19 protein-coding genes are annotated in these 26,390 nt (G+C 31.6%); 11 read left to right on the top strand and 8 right to left on the bottom strand.

What is annotated here, in order from left to right:
- Nucleotides 1-26 precede the first annotated feature (26 nt).
- The 3 genes from HY951_08550 to HY951_08540 all read left to right on the top strand — a co-directional run bounded on the left by HY951_08550 (nt 27) and on the right by HY951_08540 (nt 2,906).
- The gene (locus tag HY951_08550; protein ID MBI5540094.1) at nt 27-983 is read left to right on the top strand and encodes a hypothetical protein; all 957 of its coding nucleotides are present in this window, start codon (nt 27-29) and stop codon (nt 981-983) included.
- Between the two features lie 21 nt (nt 984-1,004).
- Nucleotides 1,005-1,961 carry a hypothetical protein gene (locus HY951_08545; protein ID MBI5540093.1) on the top strand — a complete coding sequence of 319 codons (957 nt, stop codon included), beginning with the start codon at nt 1,005-1,007 and terminating at the stop codon, nt 1,959-1,961.
- Between the two features lie 111 nt (nt 1,962-2,072).
- Nucleotides 2,073-2,906, top strand: a complete 834-nt coding sequence (locus HY951_08540; protein MBI5540092.1) for a DUF4097 family beta strand repeat protein — start codon at nt 2,073-2,075, stop codon at nt 2,904-2,906.
- A 7-nt stretch (nt 2,907-2,913) separates the two neighbouring features.
- Here HY951_08540 and HY951_08535 read toward each other — a convergent pair whose 3' ends face one another.
- Nucleotides 2,914-4,719: an AAA family ATPase gene (locus tag HY951_08535; GenBank protein MBI5540091.1), complete on the bottom strand. Its 1,806-nt coding sequence runs from the start codon at nt 4,717-4,719 to the stop codon at nt 2,914-2,916.
- A gap of 222 nt (nt 4,720-4,941) precedes the next feature.
- Between HY951_08535 and thiF the strand changes: the two genes are divergently transcribed.
- From thiF to HY951_08520, 3 genes are all read left to right on the top strand, one after another.
- Nucleotides 4,942-5,520 carry a sulfur carrier protein ThiS adenylyltransferase ThiF gene (thiF, locus tag HY951_08530; GenBank protein ID MBI5540090.1) on the top strand — a complete coding sequence of 193 codons (579 nt, stop codon included), beginning with the start codon at nt 4,942-4,944 and terminating at the stop codon, nt 5,518-5,520.
- Between the two features lie 5 nt (nt 5,521-5,525).
- Complete coding sequence (thiS, locus tag HY951_08525; protein ID MBI5540089.1) at nt 5,526-5,729, top strand: sulfur carrier protein ThiS; 204 nt, start codon at nt 5,526-5,528, stop codon at nt 5,727-5,729.
- 63 nt (nt 5,730-5,792) lie between these two features.
- Nucleotides 5,793-6,095 carry a septum formation initiator family protein gene (locus HY951_08520; GenBank protein MBI5540088.1) on the top strand — a complete coding sequence of 101 codons (303 nt, stop codon included), beginning with the start codon at nt 5,793-5,795 and terminating at the stop codon, nt 6,093-6,095.
- Nucleotides 6,096-6,113: 18 nt separating this feature from the next.
- Here HY951_08520 and HY951_08515 read toward each other — a convergent pair whose 3' ends face one another.
- The 4 genes from HY951_08515 to HY951_08500 form a co-directional block, all read right to left on the bottom strand.
- Nucleotides 6,114-6,503, bottom strand: a complete 390-nt coding sequence (locus HY951_08515) for a hypothetical protein (GenBank protein MBI5540087.1) — start codon at nt 6,501-6,503, stop codon at nt 6,114-6,116.
- A 21-nt stretch (nt 6,504-6,524) separates the two neighbouring features.
- Nucleotides 6,525-7,925, bottom strand: a complete 1,401-nt coding sequence (locus tag HY951_08510) for an MBL fold metallo-hydrolase (protein ID MBI5540086.1) — start codon at nt 7,923-7,925, stop codon at nt 6,525-6,527.
- Nucleotides 7,926-8,480: 555 nt separating this feature from the next.
- Nucleotides 8,481-9,809 carry a PhoH family protein gene (locus tag HY951_08505; protein MBI5540085.1) on the bottom strand — a complete coding sequence of 443 codons (1,329 nt, stop codon included), beginning with the start codon at nt 9,807-9,809 and terminating at the stop codon, nt 8,481-8,483.
- 84 nt (nt 9,810-9,893) lie between these two features.
- Complete coding sequence (locus HY951_08500; protein ID MBI5540084.1) at nt 9,894-13,121, bottom strand: FAD-dependent oxidoreductase; 3,228 nt, start codon at nt 13,119-13,121, stop codon at nt 9,894-9,896.
- A gap of 141 nt (nt 13,122-13,262) precedes the next feature.
- On the opposite strand from HY951_08500, the gene HY951_08495 reads away from it, so the two are divergent.
- Complete coding sequence (locus HY951_08495) at nt 13,263-15,320, top strand: hypothetical protein (GenBank protein ID MBI5540083.1); 2,058 nt, start codon at nt 13,263-13,265, stop codon at nt 15,318-15,320.
- A 2-nt stretch (nt 15,321-15,322) separates the two neighbouring features.
- Here HY951_08495 and HY951_08490 read toward each other — a convergent pair whose 3' ends face one another.
- The 3 genes from HY951_08490 to HY951_08480 all read right to left on the bottom strand — a co-directional run bounded on the left by HY951_08490 (nt 15,323) and on the right by HY951_08480 (nt 17,215).
- Nucleotides 15,323-15,541 carry a hypothetical protein gene (locus HY951_08490; GenBank protein ID MBI5540082.1) on the bottom strand — a complete coding sequence of 73 codons (219 nt, stop codon included), beginning with the start codon at nt 15,539-15,541 and terminating at the stop codon, nt 15,323-15,325.
- Nucleotides 15,542-15,604: 63 nt separating this feature from the next.
- A complete protein-coding gene (locus HY951_08485; GenBank protein MBI5540081.1) occupies nt 15,605-16,384 on the bottom strand; it encodes a T9SS type A sorting domain-containing protein in 780 nt (259 codons plus the stop codon).
- A 72-nt stretch (nt 16,385-16,456) separates the two neighbouring features.
- Nucleotides 16,457-17,215, bottom strand: coding sequence for a sulfite exporter TauE/SafE family protein (locus HY951_08480; protein MBI5540080.1), 759 nt, complete (start codon nt 17,213-17,215; stop codon nt 16,457-16,459).
- A gap of 101 nt (nt 17,216-17,316) precedes the next feature.
- Between HY951_08480 and HY951_08475 the strand changes: the two genes are divergently transcribed.
- From HY951_08475 to HY951_08460, 4 genes are all read left to right on the top strand, one after another.
- Nucleotides 17,317-18,411 (top strand): Nif3-like dinuclear metal center hexameric protein, encoded by a 1,095-nt coding sequence (locus HY951_08475; protein MBI5540079.1) that lies wholly within the window; start codon nt 17,317-17,319, stop codon nt 18,409-18,411.
- Nucleotides 18,412-18,414: 3 nt separating this feature from the next.
- Entirely contained in the window at nt 18,415-19,173 is a 759-nt protein-coding gene (locus HY951_08470) for a hypothetical protein (protein MBI5540078.1), read from the top strand.
- Between the two features lie 221 nt (nt 19,174-19,394).
- Nucleotides 19,395-25,604, top strand: coding sequence for a hypothetical protein (locus HY951_08465; protein MBI5540077.1), 6,210 nt, complete (start codon nt 19,395-19,397; stop codon nt 25,602-25,604).
- A gap of 285 nt (nt 25,605-25,889) precedes the next feature.
- Nucleotides 25,890-26,390, top strand: coding sequence for a thioredoxin family protein (locus tag HY951_08460; protein ID MBI5540076.1), 501 nt, complete (start codon nt 25,890-25,892; stop codon nt 26,388-26,390).

Raw genomic sequence — 26,390 nt, 5'->3', positions numbered from 1 at the left:
AATTATAAACTAAAACAAAAAATAACATGAAAAAAGTTCTTAATACAGTATTAATTGCAGCTTTTATGCTGTTAGGTTTAAATTCGGCATTTTCTCAAGCCAAAAAACCTACTATTATGATTTTACCTAGTGATGTTTGGTGTAATACTAATGGCTACATGATAGAATATGATAATCAAGGCACCAAGGTAAAAGTTTCTGATTACAAAAAAGCATTTCAGGAAAATGCAGATTTACTTTTAGTTATCAGCAAAATAAACGGATTAATGGCAGACAGAGGTTTTCCATTAAAAAATGCTGAATCAGTTTTAAAAAGTCTTGCTAGCGAAAGTGCAGAAGATGCAATGTTAACTAGCAAAGAAGGTGCTGGTGTTTCAGAAAGTCCTATAGATAAACTAAAGAAAAGTGCTAAAGCAGATATTATTATGCAATTAACTTGGACTGTTAATACAACCGGACCAAAAAAATCTGTTACATTTAACTTACAGGGATTAGATTCATATACCGACAAACAAATTGCAACAGCAGCCGGAACTGGCGCTCCTTCATTTTCAGCAGAATTACCTGTTTTGTTAGAAGAAGCTGTTCTTGCTCACCTTGATAATTTTAATAATTCTTTACAAACCCATTTTAATGATATGTTCGAAAATGGAAGAGAAATTATTGTAAGAATTAAAAAGTTTGATTCATGGGAAAATGATCTTGAAACTGATTATGAAGGTAAAGAATTAAGTGCTCAGATTGAAGATTGGATGGCAAAAAATACTGTTAAAGGTCGTTTCAGTACAACCGATGCAACAGCCGACATGATGCTTTTCGAACAAGTTCGTATTCCTCTTTATGACGAAACCGGTAAGGCAATTGACGCTAGAGGATTTTGCAAAGGATTACAAAATCATTTAAAAAACCCACCTTACGGTATTGTAAATAAACTTATGATGAAAGGTTTAGGACAAGCTACTATAGTATTAGGTGGTAAATAATTAAATTAAAATATTAAAAAAATGAAAAAGTTAAATATTGTTTTATTGCTGATTTTTGTGATGAGCATTAGTTTTTCACAAGCACAAACAGCAGGAAAAATGTCTGACAAAGGTCGTCTAGCATTAGCAGTATGGGTTCCAGATCAGATCGAAAACATGCCTGTTATTGCAAAGAAAAATCTAGAGAACAAACTTATGCAAATTGTTACTGCAAATGGAATGGGTGGAGATGCAATGAATTCAAGATTTATTATTACAGCAAATGTAATGGTAACTACTAAAGATATTACTGCTACTGCTCCTCCTATGCAAGCTTATACTCTTGATGTAACCCTTTACATTGGTGATGGATTCGAAGGTAAAAGTTTCTCAAGTTATACAACAACATGTAAAGGTGTTGGTGAAAACGAAACAAAAGCTTACAATGCAGCTCTTAAAGCAATTAAAACCTCCGACCCAAATTATCAATCTTTTATTGAAAAAGGTAAAACTAAAATAATTGAATATTATAATGCTCAATGTGACATAATAATAAAAGAAGCTAAAACACTTGCAGGTCAGAATAAATTCGACGAAGCTATTTGGAAACTAACTGCTGTACCTGATGTTTGTACTGAATGCTGGAATAAATGTATGGCTGTTGTTCCTGCAATTTTTCAACAGAAAATTGATTTCGAATGTAAAACAAAACTTCTTGAAGCAAATAACCTTTGGAATGCTGGTCAAAGTTGGGATGCAGCTCAGTCAGCCGGAGCAATTTTAGCAACAATCGACCCAAAATCAGCTTGTTTCAATGAATCTAAAGCTTTATCTGATAAAATTGCTAAACGAATTAAAGAAGTTGATAAACGTGAGTGGGATTTTAAATATGATAAAGAAATTGGACTTGAAAGAGATATGATTAAAGCTTATCGTGATGTTGGTGTTGCTTATGGAAATGGACAACCACAGAACGTAACTTATAAAAGTTTCTGGTAACAGATTATTTACAATTAAAGAAATCCCCATTAACAATCTTAATGGGGATTTTTATTTTATTGTAACTTTATTAGCAGTTATTCGTCTCAGAAAAAATAAAAATAAAAAAATATGAAAGCGAATTACGTACTTTTAATAACAGTTTTTATTATTTTTCTTTTAAGTAGTTGCACGCAAACAACACCAGATGTAAGATTAAATAAGGTGGTAAAAAATGATAGCTTGCCAAAAGATACTGCAATCTTTTCTGCAAATATGGAAGAACTTAGCATTGAGAATTCTATTTCCGATAAAATTACTGCTAAAATAGTTTTTCCTGCAGGTAGAATAAGAATTTTAAAAGGTGATTCTAATTTAGTTAATTGTAATTTTAAATGTACAAACAATGAATGGAAACCTGAAATATCTTTTAAAGAAAATAGTCTTTCAGGAGAAATAACTATTGAACCTAAGAAGAACAGAGAAAATATAGATTTAAACGGTTCGGATACATGCAGATGGATTTTAGATTTTAATCCAAAAAAGAAATACGATATACACATGCAAATGGGTGCTGGTAAAGGCGACTTAAATCTGGAAGGACTATATATTCAAAGCTTAAAATTAGAGTTAGGAGCCGGAGATGTAAATGTAAATCTTAAAAACACATCTGTTCCAAATATTGATCTAGCTGTTGGAGCAGGAAAAGCAATTGTTAATTTAACTGGTAACTGGAATAATAATCTTACAGCAAAAATTGCAGGAGGTGTTGGAGAAATAGAAGTTCATCTTCCAAAAGATGTTGGTGTTATAGCCGAAATAAATGGTTTACTTGGCGATGTAGAAGCTGATGGCTTTACAAAAGACGATAACACTTATAAAAATAACTGCCTTGGTAAAACAAAATATAACTTAAACCTTGAAATAGATGGCGCGATTGGAAAAGTAAAACTTGTATTAGAATAATATATAATTATTTATTTTCTCCGAATTTAAAACCAACCCGTCCTCTTTGATTTTCAATTGCTTTAATTTCAAATTCTTTCACATCATCAAATATAATTGTTTCTAGCATTTCCGCTGTACGATCCTCCTTCTTCATTGATGCTAAACGTAAATTTTGATTTTTTACAGCTTCAATAACAACTTGCCTAACTGTTCTTGCGTTTCCAAAAAAACTATCACGATTACTATATAAGAAATTAAAATATTCTTTCAAATGGCTTTGTGAGGCCTGATCTGGCATAGTTTCTTCTTTTTTAAATATTGAAATTGCTATGGCAAACATTTCATCAGGTGAATAATCTTCAAAATTAAAATAACTATCAAAGCGCGATTTTAAGCCAGGGTTTGAAGAAATAAACTGATGCATATTTTCTGGATAACCCGCAACTATTACTCCAAATTGACCACGCATATCTTCCATTCGCTTCAGAATAATTTCTATTGCTTCTCCACCAAAATCATATTGTGAGCCTTTTCCCTGCGAAAGTGAATATGCTTCATCAATAAATAATATTCCACCTAATGCTTCTTCAATTTTTTCATTTGTTTTTATTGCAGTTTGCCCAACATATCCAGCAACAAGTCCTTCACGATCAACTTCCACAAGATGTCCCTTCTCCAGTATACCTAAACCTTTGTATATACTTGCAAGAATTCTTGCAACGGTGGTTTTACCTGTTCCTGGATTACCCATAAAAACACTATGCAAAGAAAATTTATTTAATACATCTTTTCCAGTTTCCTGATAAAAACGAACTAACTTAACCAATTCATCTACATTCTTTTTTATACCAGTCATTCCTGTTAGAGAATTCAACTCTGCCAGACTTTTCTCGAGGAGTTCCTCAGGTTTTAAATTCTCATTTTCTGCTGATAATTGTATCTTTTGTTTTATAACCTTATCATTATCTGTAAGCACTGAAACAGCCCCTTCCTGATAAGTAGTTCCTACTTCAAAAGTTGTAGCAGCTATAAGGGTGTCCATAAAAATAACTTCACAGGAGTATTTATTGTCGGCCCAGGTACCTGCTACATTGCTCCCCCAGCTTGGATTTACAGTATATATTTGATTTTCTGTATTTGCAGCAATATATTTAAGAACTGCACTTCTGCCTTTTGGCTGACCTGCATCATCATAAAAATTAAAAATAATTTCGCAGAAATAATCTTTTGTTGTTTTATTTTTAAAATTAAATTCTCCCCAAACAAAACGCGTATCCTTTTTACTGAATTTATTTAAATATTTTTTATTTGTTTGATTCAACCCTTTATCATCACCTTCAAAAAGTTTAAAAGAATCAATATCAAAATATGGATTTTCGCCCTGTTTAACCTGACCTACATTTTCTACATAAAATTTAGCTTCGCCAACCTTTTCATTTTCAATATATGCTTCCCATACATAGTCACCACGAAGCCAATAAGAACCTGGTTTGTCATTACCCCAACTTTCGCGAACATAAACTATGTTTTCATCTTTTAAAACTTTTAATTTATTCTCAAATTTACATAGCTCATTTTTTTGGCTGCCATTTAAAGAAAAACATTTAATACAAACATTTGTTTCCCATTCTTCTTCATCAAAAAGCTTATTAATAAATGAAAATTCTACCCTCATATATGTTACTTCCAATGAATCATATACTCTGCGGTATTTTTTCGTGCCATCTGACATCCATTCGTCGGATGAATAAACTTTCAGGTCTCTGTACTTATGTTTCACAAGCATTTGTTGTGCTTTTGATTTTTCTTCATTGTCTTTTTTAAAAAACATTTTATTCTTTTTTAATTCTTATTATTCAAACAAAAATCTAAATGTATCTTATCAATTATGACTGTAAACAAAAATACTAAAGAATATTGATTAATTAAAATATCAATAAAATACTAAATAAAACATTATCAGTTATTTTATTAATATACCTTTAGTTACATTTTCATTGTTTAATAAAACTTACAATGGTATTTTTTCTTAATTTTGTAAAAAAGATCAGTAATGACTTTCCACGAAATAAAAGAAATTCTTTCAAAAAAGACTGTTGGCATTGCAGGTTGTGGCGGACTTGGATCTAATGCAGCTGTTGCTCTTGCACGTGTTGGAATTGGCAAACTTATAATTGCTGATTTTGATGTAATAATTGAGGGAAATTTAAATCGTCAGTATTTCTTTTATAATCAAATTGGAGAAAAAAAATGTCTTGCATTAACTGAAAATATTAACAAAATTAACCCGGCATGCATTGTTGAATCCCACGATTTAAAGCTTAATGAAGAAAATATTCCCGAAATTTTCAGAAACTGCGATTTAATTATTGAAGCTTTTGATCTTGCCGAAATGAAACGTATGTTAATTGAAACTGCACTTGAATATTTTCCAAATACACCTTTAATTGTTGCCTCAGGACTAGCCGGATGGGGTAATTTTGAAGATATAAAAATTAAACATAATGGAAATATCTTTATTTGTGGTGATAATGTTAATGAAGTATCCGAACAAAACCCTCCACTTGCTCCAAGAGTTGGCATAGTTGCTAATATGCAAGCTAACAAGGCATTAGAAATTCTTTTAAGTTAAATAAAATGGAAATTACATTAAATAACAATATAGAAACATTTGAATCAGAAAGTTTTAATATTACCGAATTATTAAAATTAAAGAATTTTACATTCAAAATGTTGGTAATAAAAGTTAACGATAAAGTTGTTAAACGCGAAGAGTACGATTCGGTTTTTGTTAAAAACGGCGACAATGTCAATGTTATTCACTTAATCAGTGGTGGATAATTTTTTTAATTATACATACAAAACCTACAAACTCTGTTGTAAATTTGCAAACAAAGCATTTTAATGAAATTTCCACAGACTATATTATTCAAATTTTTAAAAAATAAATATTTTTTAACCTCATTGGCATTTATACTGTACATTACAATTTTCAGTCAGAATAATTTAATTGAAAGAATGTCTTCTATTCATGAATTAAACAAGCTCGAAACTCAAAAAGAGTATTACATTAACATCATTCAGGAAAACACTGAAAAAATCAAGGAATTAAAAACTGATCAGGCTCATCTTGAAAAATTTGCAAGAGAAGAATACCTCATGAAGAAAGCTAATGAGGATATTTTTATTATACAGAAAGAAAAATAGTTGCAATTAGTCCAACCTTTAATATTCTAACATTTTTTTCAAATAACTTTCAAAGTTATTTTTTGAGAGACTATTCATCGCTATATATATCGGAGTTTTTGAATTAGCTTTGTATAATGTTCCACATCCCATTAACCGGTCACTAACATGATTAATACTGTCAGTTTCAATATTTAGTATTAAAGAATTAATTTTTGTAAACTGCTTTGGTTTTATTCGCTTACTTGTATTTTCACCTCCACTATAAATACCAGAAGAGCTTTGCTCCTTTTTAACAGCAACAAAATCTACTTTATCTTTTGTAATTGTATATTTATTATTTGAACCATCAATATATACAATAGAGGTTTGTGATTTAGTTATAACAACTAACATTATACCAAATACAAGAAGCACTAATTTTAACATCTATCAATTCATTTAATTATCTTAAAAAACTATTTCTTCTCCCCTATCCGGAATTATAATATGTTTAAAACCCTGTTCCTCCAAATAAGCTTTATACTTTAATTGTGTTTCGTACTCGCCATGAACAAGAATTAGTTTTTGAATTTTCTTTTTATCCTGACAAGATAAATACTGAGCCATTTCTGTATAATCACCGTGACCACTATAAGACTCAAGCTTTTTAATATCTGCTTTTACCTTGTATTTTGTTCCGTGAATTGAAACTTCCTTCTCGCCACTTAATATTCTTGCCCCTAAAGTCATTGGAGCACAATAACCAACTGCCAATACAGTGTTCTTTGGATCGCTTATACTATTTGCCAGATGATGCTTAACTCTTCCAGCCTCCATCATTCCAGAAGCTGAAATAATAACACATGGGTTCTTTGTTACGTTAAGTGCTTTTGATTCCTGAACTGATTCAACATAATGCAAACTATTAAAACCAAAAGGATCAGGGTCTGTCAGCATTTCATGTAATATATCGTCATTAAAACATTCTGCATGCAAACGAAACACCCCAGTTACACTCATTGAAAGTGGACTGTCTACATAAATCGGAATCTTTGGTAATCTGCCCTGATTAAAAAATTTATCTAATGAAAAAACGATTTCCTGAGTTCTGCCAACACTAAATGATGGAATAATAAGCTTTCCACCTTTTCTTACACAGGTATCAGTTATAACATCAAGCAATGCATCTTCTGACTCATTACGAACTTCGTGTAATCTATCACCATACGTAGACTCTGTCAAAAGTATATCAGCCTGTGGAAAAGGCTTTGGAGATTTTAATATTCTGTTTGTAGGACGACCAATATCACCGGTATATGCAATATTTGTTACTTTTCCATCCTCTTTTATAGAAACTGTAACAACAGCACTACCTAGCATGTGACCTGAATTCGTAAATCTAACAGAAATATTTTCATCAATTCTGAATTTACGATCATATGGTACACCTATAAAAAGTTGCATACTTTCCTGTGCATCCTTTTTATTGTAAATTGGTTCAACAGGAGGAAGGTTATGTGCAATTCTTTTTTTGTTAAACCATTTAATATCCTGCTCGTGAATAAAACCTGAATCAACAAGCATTAAAGCACAAAGATCGCGTGTTGCATTTGTACAAATTACAGACCCATTAAATCCTTGCTTATAAATATAAGGAATTAAACCCGAATGATCTATATGTGCATGCGAAAGTATAATGTGATCTAATTTTTTAACATCAAAACCAAAATCACGGTTCATTTTATCTGTTTCCATTCCCTTACCCTGAAACATACCACAATCAAGCAAAATAGTTTTTCCGGCATTTGTAGTTATTAAATGTTTACTTCCGGTAACTTCTCGTGCTGCGCCAATAAATTGAATTTTCATATGATTAATTGATTATTGTTTTACAAATGTATGTCAGAAATACTAATATTTATCATTAATAAATTTGAAAGAATAAATATATGTAAAATATTCATTCCTTTGCTTAATAAAAACAGAATCTTAAATAATATGTTATTCTCTCATGTTATATAAAGATTATTTTAAATTCTGATAATAATATTTGTATTTGCAATAAAGTAGCTTCACAATGCGACTTACCATCAACAATACTTTCAGAATTAAACTACTCAGGTAAATATCATTTTATTGATCAGAATATTTTAGATGGACATTTTCGGTCATTTGCATTTATGAGAAACTATACTAACGACATTTACTATTCTGAAGATAATTACATTTTAAAATATAATTTAGAAACTTTTAAATCAAAGCTATTTATTAGAAATGGGAATGGCCTTGATGAACTTAAAGGCAAAATATATTCTGACTCTAAGAACTGTATGAATAAGTTTACAGAATGTTATATTCAATCTCTATCATTAATTTTAAGGAAAGGCAAATATAGATTTGATGTAAATTCAAATCAATAACACCTTACAAAATATTACTTGCCAGCTCAGCCAAATAACTTCTTTCTCCTTTAATTAGATTAACATGTGCAAATAAATCCTGTCCTTTCATTTTATCTGTAAGATATGTTAACCCATTTGATTTACTATCAAGATATGGAGAATCTATTTGTTCTATATCTCCTGTAAAAATCATTTTAGTTCCCTCACCTGCTCTTGTAATAATTGTTTTTACTTCATGTGGAGTAAGGTTTTGTGCTTCGTCAACAATAAAATAAACATTTGACAAACTACGACCGCGAATATACGCAAGAGGTGTAATTACTAAGATTTCATCTTTTAATAATTCTTCAATTTTTTTACTTTCTGCAGATTCAGGTTTAAACTTATGTTTTATTACTCCCAGATTATCAAACAATGGCTGCATATACGGACCAATTTTTTCTTTTACATCACCGGGTAAAAATCCTAAATCGCGATTTGCAAGAGGTACGATAGGTCGTGCAAGTAATATTTGTGAATATTGTTTTCTTTGGTGTAGCGCAGCTGCCAATGCTAATAAAGTTTTTCCTGTTCCAGCTCTTCCTGTTAATGCAACAAGCTGCACAGTAGGGCGGAAAAGTGAATCTAATGCAAAAGTTTGTTCTGCATTTCTTGGTTCAATCGCATATGCACGATTTTTTTCAACACGATTTACCATTTTTGTAAACGGGTCGTAATGCGCAAGAACACTAAGCTTTGTGTTTTTTAAAATAAAATACTGATGTGCAACAGGAGGTGTTTTAAATTTAAATTCAGAAACATCAATACCGACAGGTTCTTCGTATAAACGTGCAATTAAAGCAGTATCAAACCCATCAATTGTTGGAATAACATCATTCACCTGATCAAGGTTTTCTACTTTATCAGATTCGTAATCCTGAGCTTCTATACCCAATGATTTAGCCTTCATTCTTAAATTGATATCCTTTGTTATAAGAATAACAATTCTATTAGAATTATTTGTTCCAATATGCTCAGCAATTGCTAGAAGTCTATGATCCGGAGTTTTTTCAGGAAATGATTCTGCAAGTTTCTTTGAATATTCTTTTCCAGTTTCTATAAAAAGTTTACCCAATCCTTTACCTAAAGGAATACCCTTTTTAAACATTTGTTTTCCTGCCAACTTATCAAGTTCACGAGTAAACTCTCTTGCATTATAACTGATTAAATCACTACCTCTTTTTAATTTATCCAACTCTTCTAAAACAACAATTGGTATTATAACATCGTTCTCTTCAAATTTATAAATACAACGAAAATCATGAAGAATAACATTTGTATCAACAATAAAAATCTTCTTTTCTTTTGCCATGTTAATTTAGTTTTAGAAATTAAAAATACAAAAAAAGCTCTGCCATTTTTTGGCAGAGCTAAAAAAGTATTAACAATTAAAAGTTTATTTAAATGATGTCTCCGGCAATCCGTCACCCGAAAGTTTAAGCCTGTTGAAATATGCAGGAACTTCTTTACCCATAATTTTATCAACATAAACTTTTGCTAAGTACTGGCTCAACATGAATCCGTGACCTCTAAGACCAATAAATAATCCTAATTCAGGATCTACAATATAACGAGGTTCGACATAATACCCTGCCCAAACTGCCTGAAATCCAACGGTTGAAAGCTGAGGAATCCAGTCAACAAAAATTTCAGAAACTATCTCAAAAAACTCTTTTGTATTAATCTTTAAATTTTTGCCTGTTTCATTAGGCTCCACAGCAGGTGAAGCGCAACCAATAATCTGACCGGTATCTTTTAACTGTTGACCATAAACTGCAGAGAAACCTTTGTATTTTCTGCGGTCAATAAGCATATCAAGTGGTGTGTTATCAAGCCCTAACATTGGCAAACGACGTGTAATAAATGCCTGATGTTTTACTGGGAACAAACCTGTTTCAATATTTAATTTATTTGCAAAATGTTCTGCTTCGGGACCTAAAGAATTTACAAATATTTCAGAATGATATTCTATATATTCTTTTTCATGAGTTAAAACAATTGCTTTGTATGTGTTTCCAGTTTTCTCAAGATCAACTAACTGACAATCTTCTAAAATAGTTCCACCACAATTTTTACCAATGTATCTTATTAAGTCTATTACTTTACCAGGTGTTGCCTGCCAGCAATCTCTTGTTATTAAGGCTGAATTATATGTTTTTAAATTTGCATTAAAGAATGGCGATACTTCCTTTTTAAAATCTTTTTGTTCAACCATGTATGCATCTGACCATTCACGCGATTTATCTAAAGCTTTATAAGTTGCTTCGTCATGTGCAAATGTAACATAACGGGTTTGTTTAAAATCAATACTTTTTAAGCGATGTAAATCTTTAAATATTTCAAGATTATGTGAAGCTATGTCTGAAATCTCAGGAACAGTAAATGCAGGTCGGCCTCCGGCAATATTTCTCCATGATGCACCTCTGCCATAATTTATTAAAACAGGATTTAAACCAGCCTCAGACATATATCTGAATAAAGAACTTCCACCTATCCCACCTCCGGCAATTATTGCTTTAACTTTTACAATTTTATGTGCTTTTCCTGTTAAACTCGTAACTATTTTTTCTTTTGTTGTACGAGGATATAACTCGCCCATAGAAAGCTGATTTGACAACGGCCCGCGTGGTGTTGCATCGCCAATTACAGAAATTCCTTTTGATATAATTGTTTGCTTTAATCTTTTAATACAACGCTTTCCACGACATGCACCCATACCTAAACGTGTAGTATGTTTTATTTCATCAACCGAAATAAATTTACGATCACCAATTATATCAAGAATTTCGTCATAAGTAACATCATCGCAGTGACAAATAAAATTCTGAGTTTCGAAATCTTCTGTATTTGGCTTTAATACAACTTTCTCAGGGTACTTTTCTTTAACAATAAATCCTCTTACCTCAGTTAATTTCTCACCAACAATGTTCAAAGATTTAACTCTTGCAATATCAGTCTTATTTGGTTTTTTAAGAACTTTTTCAATAATACCATCACCAAGTATTACACCATTGTTATTTACCAAATAAACCTCAGCTCCTTCTTTTGCAACATATTCTATTGGTAAAAACAACCAATCCTTTTTAATGTTATATCCAAATATTGCTAATCCAGGGCATTGGTAAACACAATCCATGCAACCAATACACTTATTAAAATCAATCTGAGGAACAGTACTTGTTGAGGATTTTGTTATTGCTCCATGAGGACAGGCAAAAGCACATGGATTACACGCAAAACCATAAAGACAATCAATTAAAACAAATGGTTTCTGACGATCTGCTTCAGGAAAATAAGGTTCTTCAATTACTTTTAGTGGATGTTGTTGCGAATCAATATATTCTTTTGAAACTGCTAGATAATCATCATAATTATATCTTTTCCCAAGACTATCAATCACCTCGTAAGCCGCCTGCTTACCACGTAACACAGCACTTGTACCTTCACCAATTCTTATTGCATCACCTACACCAAAACAATTTCTACCAAAAACTTCGTTACCCTTAATTAAAAGTTGGTCATCAGGAACTAGTCCTGTACAAATATTTATTGCATCAATTCCATCAATTATTTTCTCAGTACCTGGAATTGCTTTAAAGTTTTCACATTCTGCAATAACAGCTCCTGTTATTCCTGTATAATCTTTATTTGGTATAGCCTTTAATAAAATATGTGATAAAATAACTGGAATTCCCAATCTTCTTACTCTGTTAGCCTGAACAGGAAAACCACCTTCTTTATTCTGAGCTTCAATAATGGCTTTTACATTTGCTCCTGCCTGAAATAATTGATATGAAGTTAAATACCCAATATTTCCGGCTCCAACTGTTAAAATATTTTTACCTAATAAAGTAAATTCGTTATTCATCATTTTCTGAACAACTGCAGCAGTATATACTCCTGGAACATCATCATTTTCAAATGCAGGCATAAAAGGTACTGCACCTGTTCCAATAATAAGATATTCAGAATCTATATAATAAATCTCTTCTGTTAGAATATTTTTAACAGCTAATCTTTTTCCTTCTAATATATCCCAAACAGTAGAATTTAAAAGTATACCGGTATGGTCATCTCCTGCAAGAGTTTTAGCAATATCAAACCCACGCATACCACCAAATTTCTGCTCTTTTTCAAAAAAGAAAAACTGATGTGTCTGCATTAAAAACTGACCACCAATTTTGTCATTATTGTCAACTACAATATTTGAAATGCAATGTTGATTAAGAATTTCACGTGCAGCTAAACCAGCAGGTCCTGCGCCGATTATCGTAACACTGGTTTTATAAACTTTAGTTGTTTCCTCTGTTTTTGGAGGAATAATTTCTGGGTAATAATTTTTAGGGATTTCAGCAACTTCCTTTATACCATCTATTTTAGTAATACAAATTCTTCTTATTACTCCATCTACAAGCATTTCACAAGCACCACACTTACCTATTCCGCACTCAAGACTTCTATTTCTGTTTCGTAAGCTATGACTGTGAACAGGATAACCTGCCTGATGCAAAGCAGCAGCTATAGTGAATCCATTTTCGCCTGTAATTTCCTTTCCTTCAAACAAAAAAGTCTTATTTTCATTTGAAGGAATATCTAAAATCGGATGTTGGTTTATTTTATACATCAAACTTATTTTTATATGCAAAAATGTCGATACATTAGATTATTTACTATGACCTTTGTCAGAGATTAAATTTCATTTTAATTTTTCATCAAATGACGTCTTTTTTTTATTTTTTTATACTTTTACAGCAAATGATTAAAAATGGGAAAGTACAGTAAAAATTCAAAGGAAGTAAAAAAACAGGCAAAAAAAATAGAAGTTGAAGAAACTCCTATTTTAGAGAAAAAAACTTCAGTTTCTAATCGCAATATTTATATTTTAATCTTTTTATTTGCTTTTATTTTTTATGGAAACACAGTCTTAAATGACTATGCGCTAGACGATGCCATAGTAATCACACAAAATGATTATACATTAAAAGGAGTTTCAGGAATTAAGGATATATTCTCAACCGAACTTTTTACTGGATTTTTTAAAGTAAAAAAGGACCTGGTAGCTGGAGGCAGATACCGCCCTCTTTCAGTTGCAACTTTTGCTCTTGAAGTTGAATTTTTCGGGCAAAATCCATACATCAGTCACTTTATTAATATATGCTTATTCGGACTTATCGGTATTTTACTTTTTAAACTTTTATCAAAACTATTTAAAAAGTATAATGTAAGTTCAAAATGGTATTATAACCTACCTTTAATCACAACCTTACTATACTTAGCACATCCAATTCACACAGAGGTTGTTGCAAATATTAAAGGGCGAGATGAACTCTTATCACTTATTGGAGTTTTACTTGCTTTTATTTATTCGTTAAAATACCTTGAAAACAAAAAAAATATTTATTTGGTTTTCTCTTTTATAAGTTTTTTTGCCGGAATGTTTTCAAAAGAAATTGGTGTAACATTTTTAGTTACTATTCCACTGGCATTATGGTTTTTTACAGATCATAAATTTGGAAAGATTATTTTATCAATACTACCTATCCTTGCTGCTACTTTAATTTATTTTATGATAAGAGGAGCAGTACTTGGAGACCAAACAGCAAAGGTTATTCCCGAGTTGATGAATGATTCATTCTTGTATATGACAACTTCCGAGAAATTTGCAACAATAACATATACAATGGGAGTTTATTTAAAACTTATATTTTTCCCACATCCGCTTACTTATGATTACTACCCTTACCATATTCCTATAACAGAATGGAGCGACTGGCAAGCTTTTATTTCATTAATTGTTTTATTAGTATTAGTTGTTATTGCTTTCAGAGGCTTAAAACACAAAACAATAATTTCATTTAGTATTTTCTTTTATGCCATAACCCTGGCACCTGTTTCAAATATTTTATTTCCAATTGGTGCATTTATGAATGAGCGATTTGTTTTTATTGCATCGCTAGGATTCTGCATTGTGTTAGCATGGTTTTTAACTTCCAAACTCCCACAAATTATAAAAAAGGAAAATACCAGAAAAAATTTAATTCCGGTTTTACTAATTGTTATTTTAGGATTATATGGGTTCAAAACAGTTACAAGAAACACCGATTGGAAAAATGATTTCACCTTATTTACAACAGATGTGAAAGTTTCCGTTAATGGTGCAAAAAGTAATTGTTCTGCTGGCGGAAAATTAATAGAAGAAGGAGTAAAACCCGAGAATAAAGCTGTTAGAGACCAATATTTAAAACAGGCTATAGGTTATTTAAACCATTCGTTAGAAATTTATCCTGCATACGGTGATGCGTTGTTGTTATTAGGAAATGCATGGTTTGAATATAATAAAAATTATGATTCAACCTTAATTGCTTATAAAAGCCTATTAAGATTAAATCCTAATCACAATCAGGTATTCACTAATCTTGACATTATTTTTAAGAATCTTGATAGCGCTGATTATAAAATAAAAATTTATCAAGAGTTATTTGAAATTAACCCAAACCGTTTTGAAGTAAACTATACATTGGGCAATTTGTTTGGAAGATATAAAAATGATCTAACAAAAGCTACGTATTATTTAAATCGGGCTATTTCTGTTGACTCTAAAAAAGCCTTTGCATTAAAAGATTTAGGGGTTGCATATGGAATGCAAATGAAATATGATTCATCAATATATTTCCTAAAGAAAGCCACAGAGCTAGATCCAAAAGATTCTCAAGCTTTTCTGAACATTGGAATTTCATATCTGAATCTGAATCAAAAAGAGGAAGCTCTGAAATACTTTAAAATGGCTAAAGATTTAGACCCAAAGATTACAATTCCTCAGTAAATTTATTCTGCAAAAAGACATCTGCTTTTGTTAAGAACTGAAGTGCAGACTTTGTGTGTTCGTGCAAGTTTAAGTTGTTCTGATAAAGACATAGACGCAAGCTTTCTATCACGATCCTCTATGCTCATGCTTCTTAAAATATTAATCTCACAACTTGCCGGCTCTAAATCGGAAGGTGGCATTAATAAATATTCAAGTAATTCCGGACAAACATTAAGCATAAAATTCTTTTTTATAACTTAAAGACGTCGGAAATACAGAAAGGTTGTCTGAAAAAGCTTAATTTATTTAGTAATCACAAGCTCTTGCTGAGATATCACATCTTTTGAAATCAACTTAAAAATATAAATACCACTACTAATATCTTTTAGAGGCAAGTTAATTTTATTTGATCCTAACTGTACATTTAGAGGTAAATATTCTTCAACAACATTTCCCTTAGTATCTAAAATCTGAATATTTACATCCTGATTTACAGCACTCTCAAAATCAATATTTAATTGATTAATAGCAGGATTAGGATATACTTTATAAGAAGATTCTTTTATTGTATTAGTAGGTACACTGTTTGAAATTTCATAAAGTGCCTGATCAATACCGGTTTTAATTGCAGCTTCTGTAGAAGTTGTTAAGGATATTGAAGAAAAAAACAAATGATGCGAAGCTCCACCGGCAATAGCAATTATTGGCATACCCGAACCATATGGCGAAGCATAATCGCTTGAATACATAAAAGAAAGACCTGGTAAAAGACCATTATTTGAAATCCAAGTTGCAATAGCTGAACAATTAAAACCACCATTATCCAAATACATTACCTGTACATTAGGATTTGTGCTAAAATAATTATTTATTACATTCTGAACCCGCTTTGATCCTGTAACGCAAGAACCACATTGATGCTCATAAATTAACACAACTACTTTTCCCTGATTCAAAATCGGATATAAAGAAACAGAATTTCCATTACAATCAGTTAAAGTAAAATCTTCCGCAATAGCCTGAGCATTTGAATTTAATGAAAGGAATGATGTAAACATCAAAAGAAAAAATATTGTTCTCATATATTTAAATAATTATTAATGTAAAAATACAGCATTTCGATAACAATTACTATTTTTCAATGTTAAAAAACATCATTTAATAAAGTAAATTACTGCAACAGTAATTCCTATGAAAACAACTATATATCTCAAAACTGTAGTTGGAATTTTGTCCACCATTTTACCACCCAGGAATCCTCCAAGGATTGCTCCCAATGCCATTATTAAAACAAACATCCATTCTGCTTTGCCCGAAAACGAAAAATAAATGGCTGCCGTAACATTAATCACAAAAGCTAGAGTTTGTTTTAAAATATTTACTTTATTTAAGTTCTCATTTACTAACAAACCTAATACCGCCATTAGAATTACACCCAAGCCTGCGCCAAAATAGCCACCATAAACAGCAGCTAAAAAAATTAAAATATATGTTCCAATATCTTTAATTAACTGTGAGCTTTTTTGCTTTCTTGAAACTGACCAGTTTTTTAATGGTACTTGAAAAGCTAATAATGCAGTTGCAATTAGAATAAGATAAGGAATCAAAGTTTCAAAAGAGCTTTCTGGCATTTTTAAAAGCAAGTAACCACCAGTTAATCCACCAATAATACTTATTGGTAACATTTTCCACAATTGATCCTTTTGGGATTTGAAATTATTTCTTTGCGCGTATATTCCACCAAAATAACCCGGACAAAGTGCAAGTGTATTAGTAACATTAGCTATAACAGGCGGTAAACCTAAAGCAGTTAATGTTGGAAAAGTAATTAAAGTTCCTCCTCCTGCTATTGCATTTATAAACCCGGCAAAAATTGCAGCAACACCGGCAAAAATATAACTTGAATATTCCAATTTGTTATTTTGAAAAAATAATTTGTAAAATTAAACTTTATTTAGAACTGAAAAGCCTTTATTATTTATTACAAATATTTTAAGTTTGTAAAAAACTAAAAATGAAAATTAAAGATATAATAAAAGTCATTGAAGATCTTGCACCTTTATCATTTCAGGAACCATACGATAATACAGGAATGCAGATTGGTAGTACTGACAAAAAAATTAATTCGGTTTTACTAACTTTAGATGTAACAGAAGACACTATTAACGAAGCAATTGAAAACAAAGCAGATTTAATTATTAGTCACCATCCTTTAATTTTTAGCGGAATAAAAAAATTATCAGGAAAAAATTCTACAGAGAGAATTGTTATTAAAGCAATTAAAAATGATATTGCAATTTATTCATGCCACACAAATATTGATTCTGCATGGCAGGGAGTAAATATAAAACTTGCCGAAAAACTTGGTTTGCAAAAAATTAAAATATTAAAGCCTGTAACAGGAAACTTAAAAAAACTGGTGACTTTTGTCCCTGCTGACCATGCAGATAAACTCAGAACTGCATTATTTGAAGCAGGTGCAGGTAACATTGGAAATTACGATTCTTGTAGTTTTAATACTGAAGGCAAAGGAACGTACCGTGCAAATGAAAATGCAAATCCTTTTGCAGGAAAAATAAATGAGCTTCATACAGAAAATGAAACAAGAATTGAAACTATTTTTCCATCGCATCTGAAATCAAAAGTTTTGTCGGCCCTACTTTCCAATCATCCTTATGAGGAGGTAGCATTTGATATTTTATCTCTCGACAACACTTTTAATAAACAAGGAATTGGAGCTATTGGAATTTTAAATGAAGAAACTGACGAAAATATATTTCTTAAATCAATCAAAGAAACGCTTAATTGCAAGCAAATCAGACATTCTGCACTAACAGGAAAAAAAATTAAAAAAGTAGCAGTATGTGGTGGAAGTGGAAGTTTCTTAATATCAGAGGCTTTATCATCAGAAGCTGATGCATTCGTGACAGCTGATTTAAAATACCATCAATTTCAAGAGCCTGAAAATAAGATGCTTTTGATTGATGCAGGTCATTTTGAAACAGAATATCATACTCTTGAAATTTTTTATGAATTACTTAATAAAAAATTCCCTACCTTTGCAATCTATTTTTCCAAAGTAAGTACTAATCCTGTTAATTATCTGTAGAATATGGCAAAAGCATCAGCAAAAGTAGAAGTTTCAGACGTTTCGGTAGAAGAAAAATTACGTGCTTTACACAATCTTCAAGCAGTTGATTCTCAAATTGACCGTATTAAAATGCTTCGCGGAGAACTTCCACTAGAAGTACAAGATTTAGAAGATGAAATTGAAGGTCTGGAAACTCGTATAAATAAATTTGAAGAAGAAAGCAAAGAGTTTGAAAAAGCAGTTGCAACAAAAAAAGCTGAAATCAAACAATCTGAAACTCAAATAAAAAAATATACCGAGCAACAAAATAACGTACGCAATAATCGTGAGTACGACGCTTTAACAAAAGAAGTTGAATTTCAACAGTTGGAAATTCAGTTATGCGAAAAACGCATTAAAGAATTTACAATTCAAATGAACGAGAAAAAAGATGAAATTGCTAAAGCAAGAGTAGTTTTTGAAGATCGTAAAAAAGATTTGGAATTAAAAGTAAACGAACTTAAAGAGATTACAGAAGAAACTCAAAAAGAAGAAGATGTACTTGTAAAAAAATCTGTAGAACTCGATAAAATTATTGACCCAAGATTACTTCAGGCTTATACACGTATCCGCAGCAATGCACGTAACGGTTTAGCTGTTGTAGGTGTTGAGCGCGATTCATGTGGAGGTTGCTTTAATAAAATTCCACCTCAGCGTCAGCTTGAAATTAAAACCCGTAAAAAAATTATTGTTTGCGAATACTGCGGTCGTATTATTATCGATCCTGAAATTGTAAAGTAAAAACTACTATTAAATATAACGAAGCCGGATTTTATTCCGGCTTTTTTATTTTCGTTACTGATCGTGATTTTAAATCCCGATTTAAATAAATGCTGATTTAAATCCGCATTAGCAAACAATAAAAAAAACATTTATGGAATTTTTAATTCGTTGCATCTTTCACACGAAAATTTCTTCACTTAAATAAAATTCAGTAAATTTCAACGAATAAAAAAACAACTATGAATACCAAAAGCTTTCTTTTTGTAACACTATTTTTAGTGATTTTTGCGAGTGCTTCGGCATTAATTCTTTCAACATTACAAAGTCAAAAAGCATTCATCGAATTCAAAAAAGGCGATTCATACGAAGAAGCTTGGAAAAAAGTAACAAAGTTTGAAAATGAAGGCTTACCTAAATCAGCATCAGAACTTGTTGAGCAAATATTTAAAACTGCAAAAACAGAAAACAATTACGCTCAGATTGTTAAAGCATTAATGTTTAAAATAAAGTATGTTATACAGACAGAGGATGATGGTAATGTAAAAATTATTACTCAACTAAAAAACGAATGCGATAGTGCAAAATATCCGGTAAAACCAGTACTTCAGTCACTATTAGGTGATTTTTTCTGGCAGTATTATTCTCAAAACAGATACACTATTCTGCAACGTACAAATACCAGCAGTTTCAGACCGGATGACATTGCCACATGGGATGCAAAAAGATTAGTTGAAGAAAGTACAACATATTATCTTGCTTCGTTACAAAATACTGATAGCCTGCAAAGAACCAGAGTTGATTTGTTTATAGATATTCTTGATACCAATGTTACAGCCAGAAATTACCGTCCAACGCTTTATGATCTTCTTGCCCACAGAGCAATAGATTTTTTCATGAATTCCGAAGCTGATATTACCCGTCCTTCATATGAATTTAATTTAACCGATGAACACCTCTTTGCAAATGCAAAAGATTTTTCTAATTATAAAATTCAATGTGCTGATTCGTTATCATTAAAATTTCAGGCACTTAAAATATTTCAGGAGTTAATTGCATTTCACACAAACGACGATTCGGCTTCGGCTTTGGTAGATGCAGATTTAAAACGACTAAAGTTTGTTTATAATAACTCCATCTCAAATAATAAAGATTCACTTTACACCAGATCACTAGAATTATTAAATGATAAATATAGCCCCGATCCTGTTTGTGCAGATATTTTATCAGAACTTGGGGAACAATATTTTCATTTAGGTATAACATTTCAGCCGAATATTAATGAAAAATATAAGGACTATAATAAGAAAGCACTAGAGACTGCTGAATTAGGAATAAAAAGATATAAAGATTCAAACGGCGGAATTAACTGCCTTGCACTTAAAAACAAAATTCTTAATAAATCGTTCGATTTTGTTACAGAAAAATATCAGTTACCCGATAAGCCAATGCTTGCAAGGTTAACATTTAAAAATATTGACAGTTTATATTTTAAAATAATTAAAATAGATTGGGAAAAAGATAAAAAGAAAACAAGAAATCTTTATGACAGTTTATTGATAGCATATTATTTAAAAATGCCGGCAGTAAAAGTATTCTCAATAGCATTGCCAAATAAAAATGACTATCAGGAATATTCAACTGAGATTGCACTTCCGGCAATGCCCGTTGGTCAGTATATTGTTATAGCAAGTAACAGAAAAGATTTCAGATGGGTTACAAATGGCTATGGTTATTCGTTTGTAACAACAACAAATCTTTCATATTTAAGCAGAAGATATAATGGAGAAGCAATGAGTTTTAGTGTATTAAACAGAGAATCCGGATTGCCCGAAAAAGGTGTTATTGCTACTTTATGGAAAGAAGAATACAGCTACATAACACAGTCTTATGAATATGTTAAATCTTTAACTTTCACTACCGATGATAACGGAAAATTTACTGTTCCTGCTCCAAAAGATTACAGATATTTTTTCATAGCATTTCAAAAAGGTAATGATAAACTATCAAGCGATGAATCATTTTATCAATACAGATATTATGGTTACGACACAAAAATGGAAAAACGAGTATTCCTATTTTCAGATCGTTCAATATACAGACCGGGTCAGACAATTTACTTTAAAGGTATAGTAATAGATACAGATGGAACAAATAACAAAATTGTACCTAATTTCAAAACAACAGTCACATTATATGATGTAAATTACCAGAAAGTATCAGATTTAAAACTTACATCAAATGAATATGGAAGTATTCAGGGAACTTTCACACTTCCATCTGGCTTATTAAACGGGCAAATGAGTCTTTCTGCAGATGGTTATGGAACTTTATATTTCTCGGTTGAAGAATATAAAAGACCAAAATTTGAAGTTGTTTTTGATACTTTAAAAGAAACTTTCAGATTAGAAAATAAAGTAAAAATAAGCGGGCAGGCAAAAGCATACGCAGGCTCATCAATTGACGGAGCAAAAGTAAGCTATCGTGTAACACGTAACACATATTTCCCATATCGCTGGTGGTACTGGTGGTCATATCCAACAACAAACAATCAGTCTGTAATATCATATGGTACTACAACTACAGATGCTGAAGGAAAATACACAATTGAATTTGATGCAAAACCCGATTTATCAGTTGATGCAAAATATTCACCTGCATTTACATATTCTGTTTCAGCAGATGTTACAGATATTAACGGTGAAACCAGAAGTGCATCAACACAAGTTAACATTGGGTACAAATCTTTAGTAATTGGCTCGAACTGGTATGGTAATATTAATTTATCGGAAACCGATGCTATTGAAGTAAGTTCACAAAACCTTAATGGCATTGACGTACAATCTAAAGGACAAGTTAATATATATAAATTAAAATCTGATGGCAGATTGCTTATAAAACGAAACTGGAATTTACCTGATATATATTCAATTTCTGAAGCAGAATTCAAAAAACAATTCCCATTATTTGCATATAAAAATGAAGACAGTCCTACAAGTTGGGAAAAAGAGAAAAAAGTATTTTCAAATGAATATGATACAAAAATTACTAAAAAACTTAAAATTTCTGATATTAAAAACTGGGAACAAGGTGACTATTATATTGAAATAACATCTACAGATAAATTTGGCGAACCAGTAAAATATGAAAATTATATTGAGGTTTACAATCCAATTTCGACTAAACCATTTATTAATACTTCAAGTTTTATTACCCCTATTAAAAACAGTTGTGAACCCGGTGAAACAGCTAAATACTTAATCGGTTCTTCTGAAACAGGCTCCAAAGTTTTTTATGAAATTGAACACAAAGGGAAAATAATAAAAAGCGAATGGCTAACTTTAAACAACGAGCAGAAATTAATTGAGATTCCTATTTCGGAAATTCATCGTGGAAACCTTTCAGTTCACTTTAGTTTGGTAAGACACAACAGAGCATATCCATATAATGATTTAATTACTGTACCTTATTCAAATAAAGAATTAGATATCAGTTTCTCATCATTCCGTAACAAATTATACCCAGGTGAACAGGAAGAATGGAAATTATTAATAAAAGGTAAAAAAGGTGACAAAGTTGCTGCAGAAATGGTAGCCACACTTTACGATGCTTCACTTGATGCATTTAAACCTCACGATTGGTCACTTTCACTTTATCCGGGATTTTACACTGAGCTATACTGGAATCAGGGACAATCATTTTCTAATGCTTCATCAGCATTTCTACAGATTTACTGGAATGAACCGTCATACTACACATATAAGATTTATGACAGAATTGATTTATTCGGACTTCAGAATTATATGTATTCCCGCTACAGTTACTACGGATACCTTGATGATGGCGATTATAACTTTAGAGGTGCCCGAGCTGAAACTGGAGCTTTTGCTCTGGAAGAAAAAACTAAAGACTCACCCGGAAAAGCTGATGAACAAAAATTATATAAAGCCGGAGATGTAACAACAGTTTCTAATATGGTTCCTTGTGATGGAAAAGCTGTTGACAAAGTTACACTTTCTGCAGGTTTTAAGGATCAGGAAGCAAGCCTACTACCTCCACCACCACCTCCGGCACAAGGTCAAAGTTTAAATTCTGTTCAGGCAAGAAAGAATTTTAGCGAAACAGCCTTCTTTTTACCAAATCTTCAAACAAATGACAAAGGTGAAATCATAGTTTCATTTAAAGTTCCTGAAGCATTAACAAAATGGAAAATGCTTGGACTAGCTCATACAAAAGATTTGCGAATCGGTACAATAACAAATGAACTGGTTACTCAAAAAGAATTAATGGTAATGCCAAATCTTCCAAGGTTTATGCGCGAAAACGATAAGATTTCAGTATCATCAAAGATTTCAAACCTTGGAGAAAAAGAAACAACCGGTCAGGCACAATTATTCCTTTTTGATGCTATAACTGATAAGCCAATTGACAATTTATTTGGAAATAAAGCCTCTGTAAAATCTTTTACAATAAAGAAAGGGCAATCTATAAATATAAACTGGGAATTAGACGTACCTGAAGGAGTAGATGCTATTTCATGCAAGATTGTAGCTATTGCAGGTAAATTCTCTGACGGCGAACAAAATATTATTCCTGTTTTATCAAACAGAATGTTGGTAACGGAATCATTACCATTACCAATTCGCGGAAAAACAACTAAAAATTATCAGTTAACAAAGCTGATAAATTCAGCTTCGTCAAAAACTTTAAAACAGCATAAACTCACATTAGAATTTACTGCAAATCCTGCATGGTATGCTGTTCAGGCATTACCATATATTATGGAGTATCCTTACGAATGTGCCGAACAAACTTTTTCACGTTATTATGGGAATAAATTAGCATCACATATTGCAAATTCTTCACCCAAAATAAAAGCAGTTTTCGATTCGTGGAAAAACACTACAGATTCAAAAGCATTGCTTTCAAATCTTGAGAAAAATCAGGAACTTAAAGAAGTATTACTTCAGGAAACACCATGGGTTTTAGATGCTAAAGATGAAACTACCAGAAAAAAACGCGTAGGTCTTTTATTTGATTTAAACCTTATGTCGAATAATGTTCAATCAGCATTTAACAAATTAGAAAAACTGCAATGCTCAAATGGTGGATGGATGTGGTTTAGCGGAATGCCCGACGACAGATATATTACACAACACATTGTTACAGGATTCGGACATTTAAATCATCTTAATGTAATTAATCTGAATACAGACTATAAAGCTTGGAACATGACACAAAGAGGAGTTCGGTATTTAGATAATGAAATCAGAAAAGACTATGCAAACCTGAAAAAATATTATAAACCTGATGAACTGGAAAAAAACCACATTTCTGATATTCAGATTCAATATTTATATGCAAGAAGTTTCTTTAATGATAAAATTGAAATATCTTCTAATTGCAAAGAAGCATATGAATATTTCCGTGGACAAGCTCAAAAATACTGGTTGAGTCAGAGTAAGTATATGCAGGGAATGATAGCACTTGCACTTTACCGCACAGGCGACAAAACAATTCCTAACAAAATACTCGCATCAATAAAAGAAAATGCACAAAACTCAGAAGAATTAGGAATGTTCTGGAAAGACAATTTGGGTGGTTACTACTGGTGGCAAGCTCCTATTGAGACTCAGGCATTGCTTATTGAAGCATTTGATGAAATCTCGGGTGACCAGAAAGTTGTTGACGACATGAAAGTATGGTTGCTAAAACAAAAACAAACACAGGACTGGAAAACAACAAAAGCTACAACTGAAGCTATCTATGCTTTGTTATTAAAAGGAACCGACTGGCTTGCAACTGAACCAAATGTTGAAATAACAGTTGGCAACATTAAGATTGATCCTAAAAATATGCCTGAACAAAAAGCAGAAGCAGGTACAGGTTATATCAAAACTTCATGGAGTGGCTCAGACATAAAACCTGAAATGGGTAATGTAACCATTGTTAAAAAAGACGAAGGCGTAAGCTGGGGTGCTTTATACTGGCAATATTTTGAACAACTTGATAAAATTACACCACATGAAACTCCATTAAAGTTAAGTAAAAAAATATTTGTCGAAAACTTTGGTGCTGCAGGAAAAAGTATGGAGCTTGTAAAACCGGGTTCATCAATAAAAATTGGAGATAAGGTAATTATAAGAATTGAGTTACGCGTTGATCGTGACATGGAATACGTTCATATGAAAGACATGCGTGCAGCAGGCTTTGAACCTATTAATGTTATTTCAACTTATAAATGGCAGGATGGTTTAGGCTATTATGAAAGTACAAAAGATGCATCGACAAATTTCTTCTTTGGATATTTACCAAAAGGAACTTATGTTTTTGAATATGCAGTTCGTGCTTCATTAGCCGGCGATTTCTCAAATGGAATAAGCACAATTCAATGTATGTATGCACCTGAGTTTACATCGCATTCGGAAGGGATAAGAGTGTCAATAAAATAATATGAGTTAAACTCAATTTGTCATTCAGAGCATCCGCCGCGACCAATGTCATTGACTTAAGAGAATGTAATTTTGTTTATACATTTGCTTACTTCTCGATACGCTTTGCTTCCGCCGCGGCGGACGAAGTTGCAAATAGAAATTGTTCCTCAGCCGCAGAGCGGCTGAGGAACAAGCAAGAATGCTAGTCCGCCGCGGCGGACAGAATGACATTTAGGTTATTTAGTTTTCACATTACAATCTTAAAAAACTTCATTAACTTTGTATTAATAAACAATCATTATCATGAAAAAAATATTAATACTTGGATTATTATGTTGCTTCTCAACACTAACATTTAGTCAAGAAAAGAAACTGTTATACATAACATCACTTGATGGCAACAAACAACTTGACGAAGCTGTTGTAAAAGCAAAAGCCGAGAATAAAAATGTATTAGTTCAGGTTGGTGGAAACTGGTGCCCATGGTGCATTAAATTCAATCACTTTTGTGTTGAGATACCAAAATTAGATTCTGTTATTAAAGCCAGTTATGTTTTTATACATTTGAATTATAGCCGCGAAAACAGAAACTATTCTGCACTAGAAAGATTAGATTTCCCACAGCGTTTTGGTTTTCCTGTGCTAGTTGTTTTAAACTCAAAAGGACAAAGAATTCATACTCAGGATAGCGGTTTACTTGAAAAAGATAAAGGATACGATACACTTAAAGTTTTTACCTTTCTTAAAAACTGGACTCCTCAGGTTTATAACAAAGAACAGTATATAGTTAAAGAGAAAGAATAG

Source organism: Bacteroidia bacterium (assembly GCA_016218155.1).
Taxonomy (GTDB): domain Bacteria; phylum Bacteroidota; class Bacteroidia; order Bacteroidales; family GWA2-32-17; genus GWA2-32-17.
Note: the sequence above shows the minus strand (reverse complement) of the source record. Positions and strands in the feature narration are given on the sequence as shown.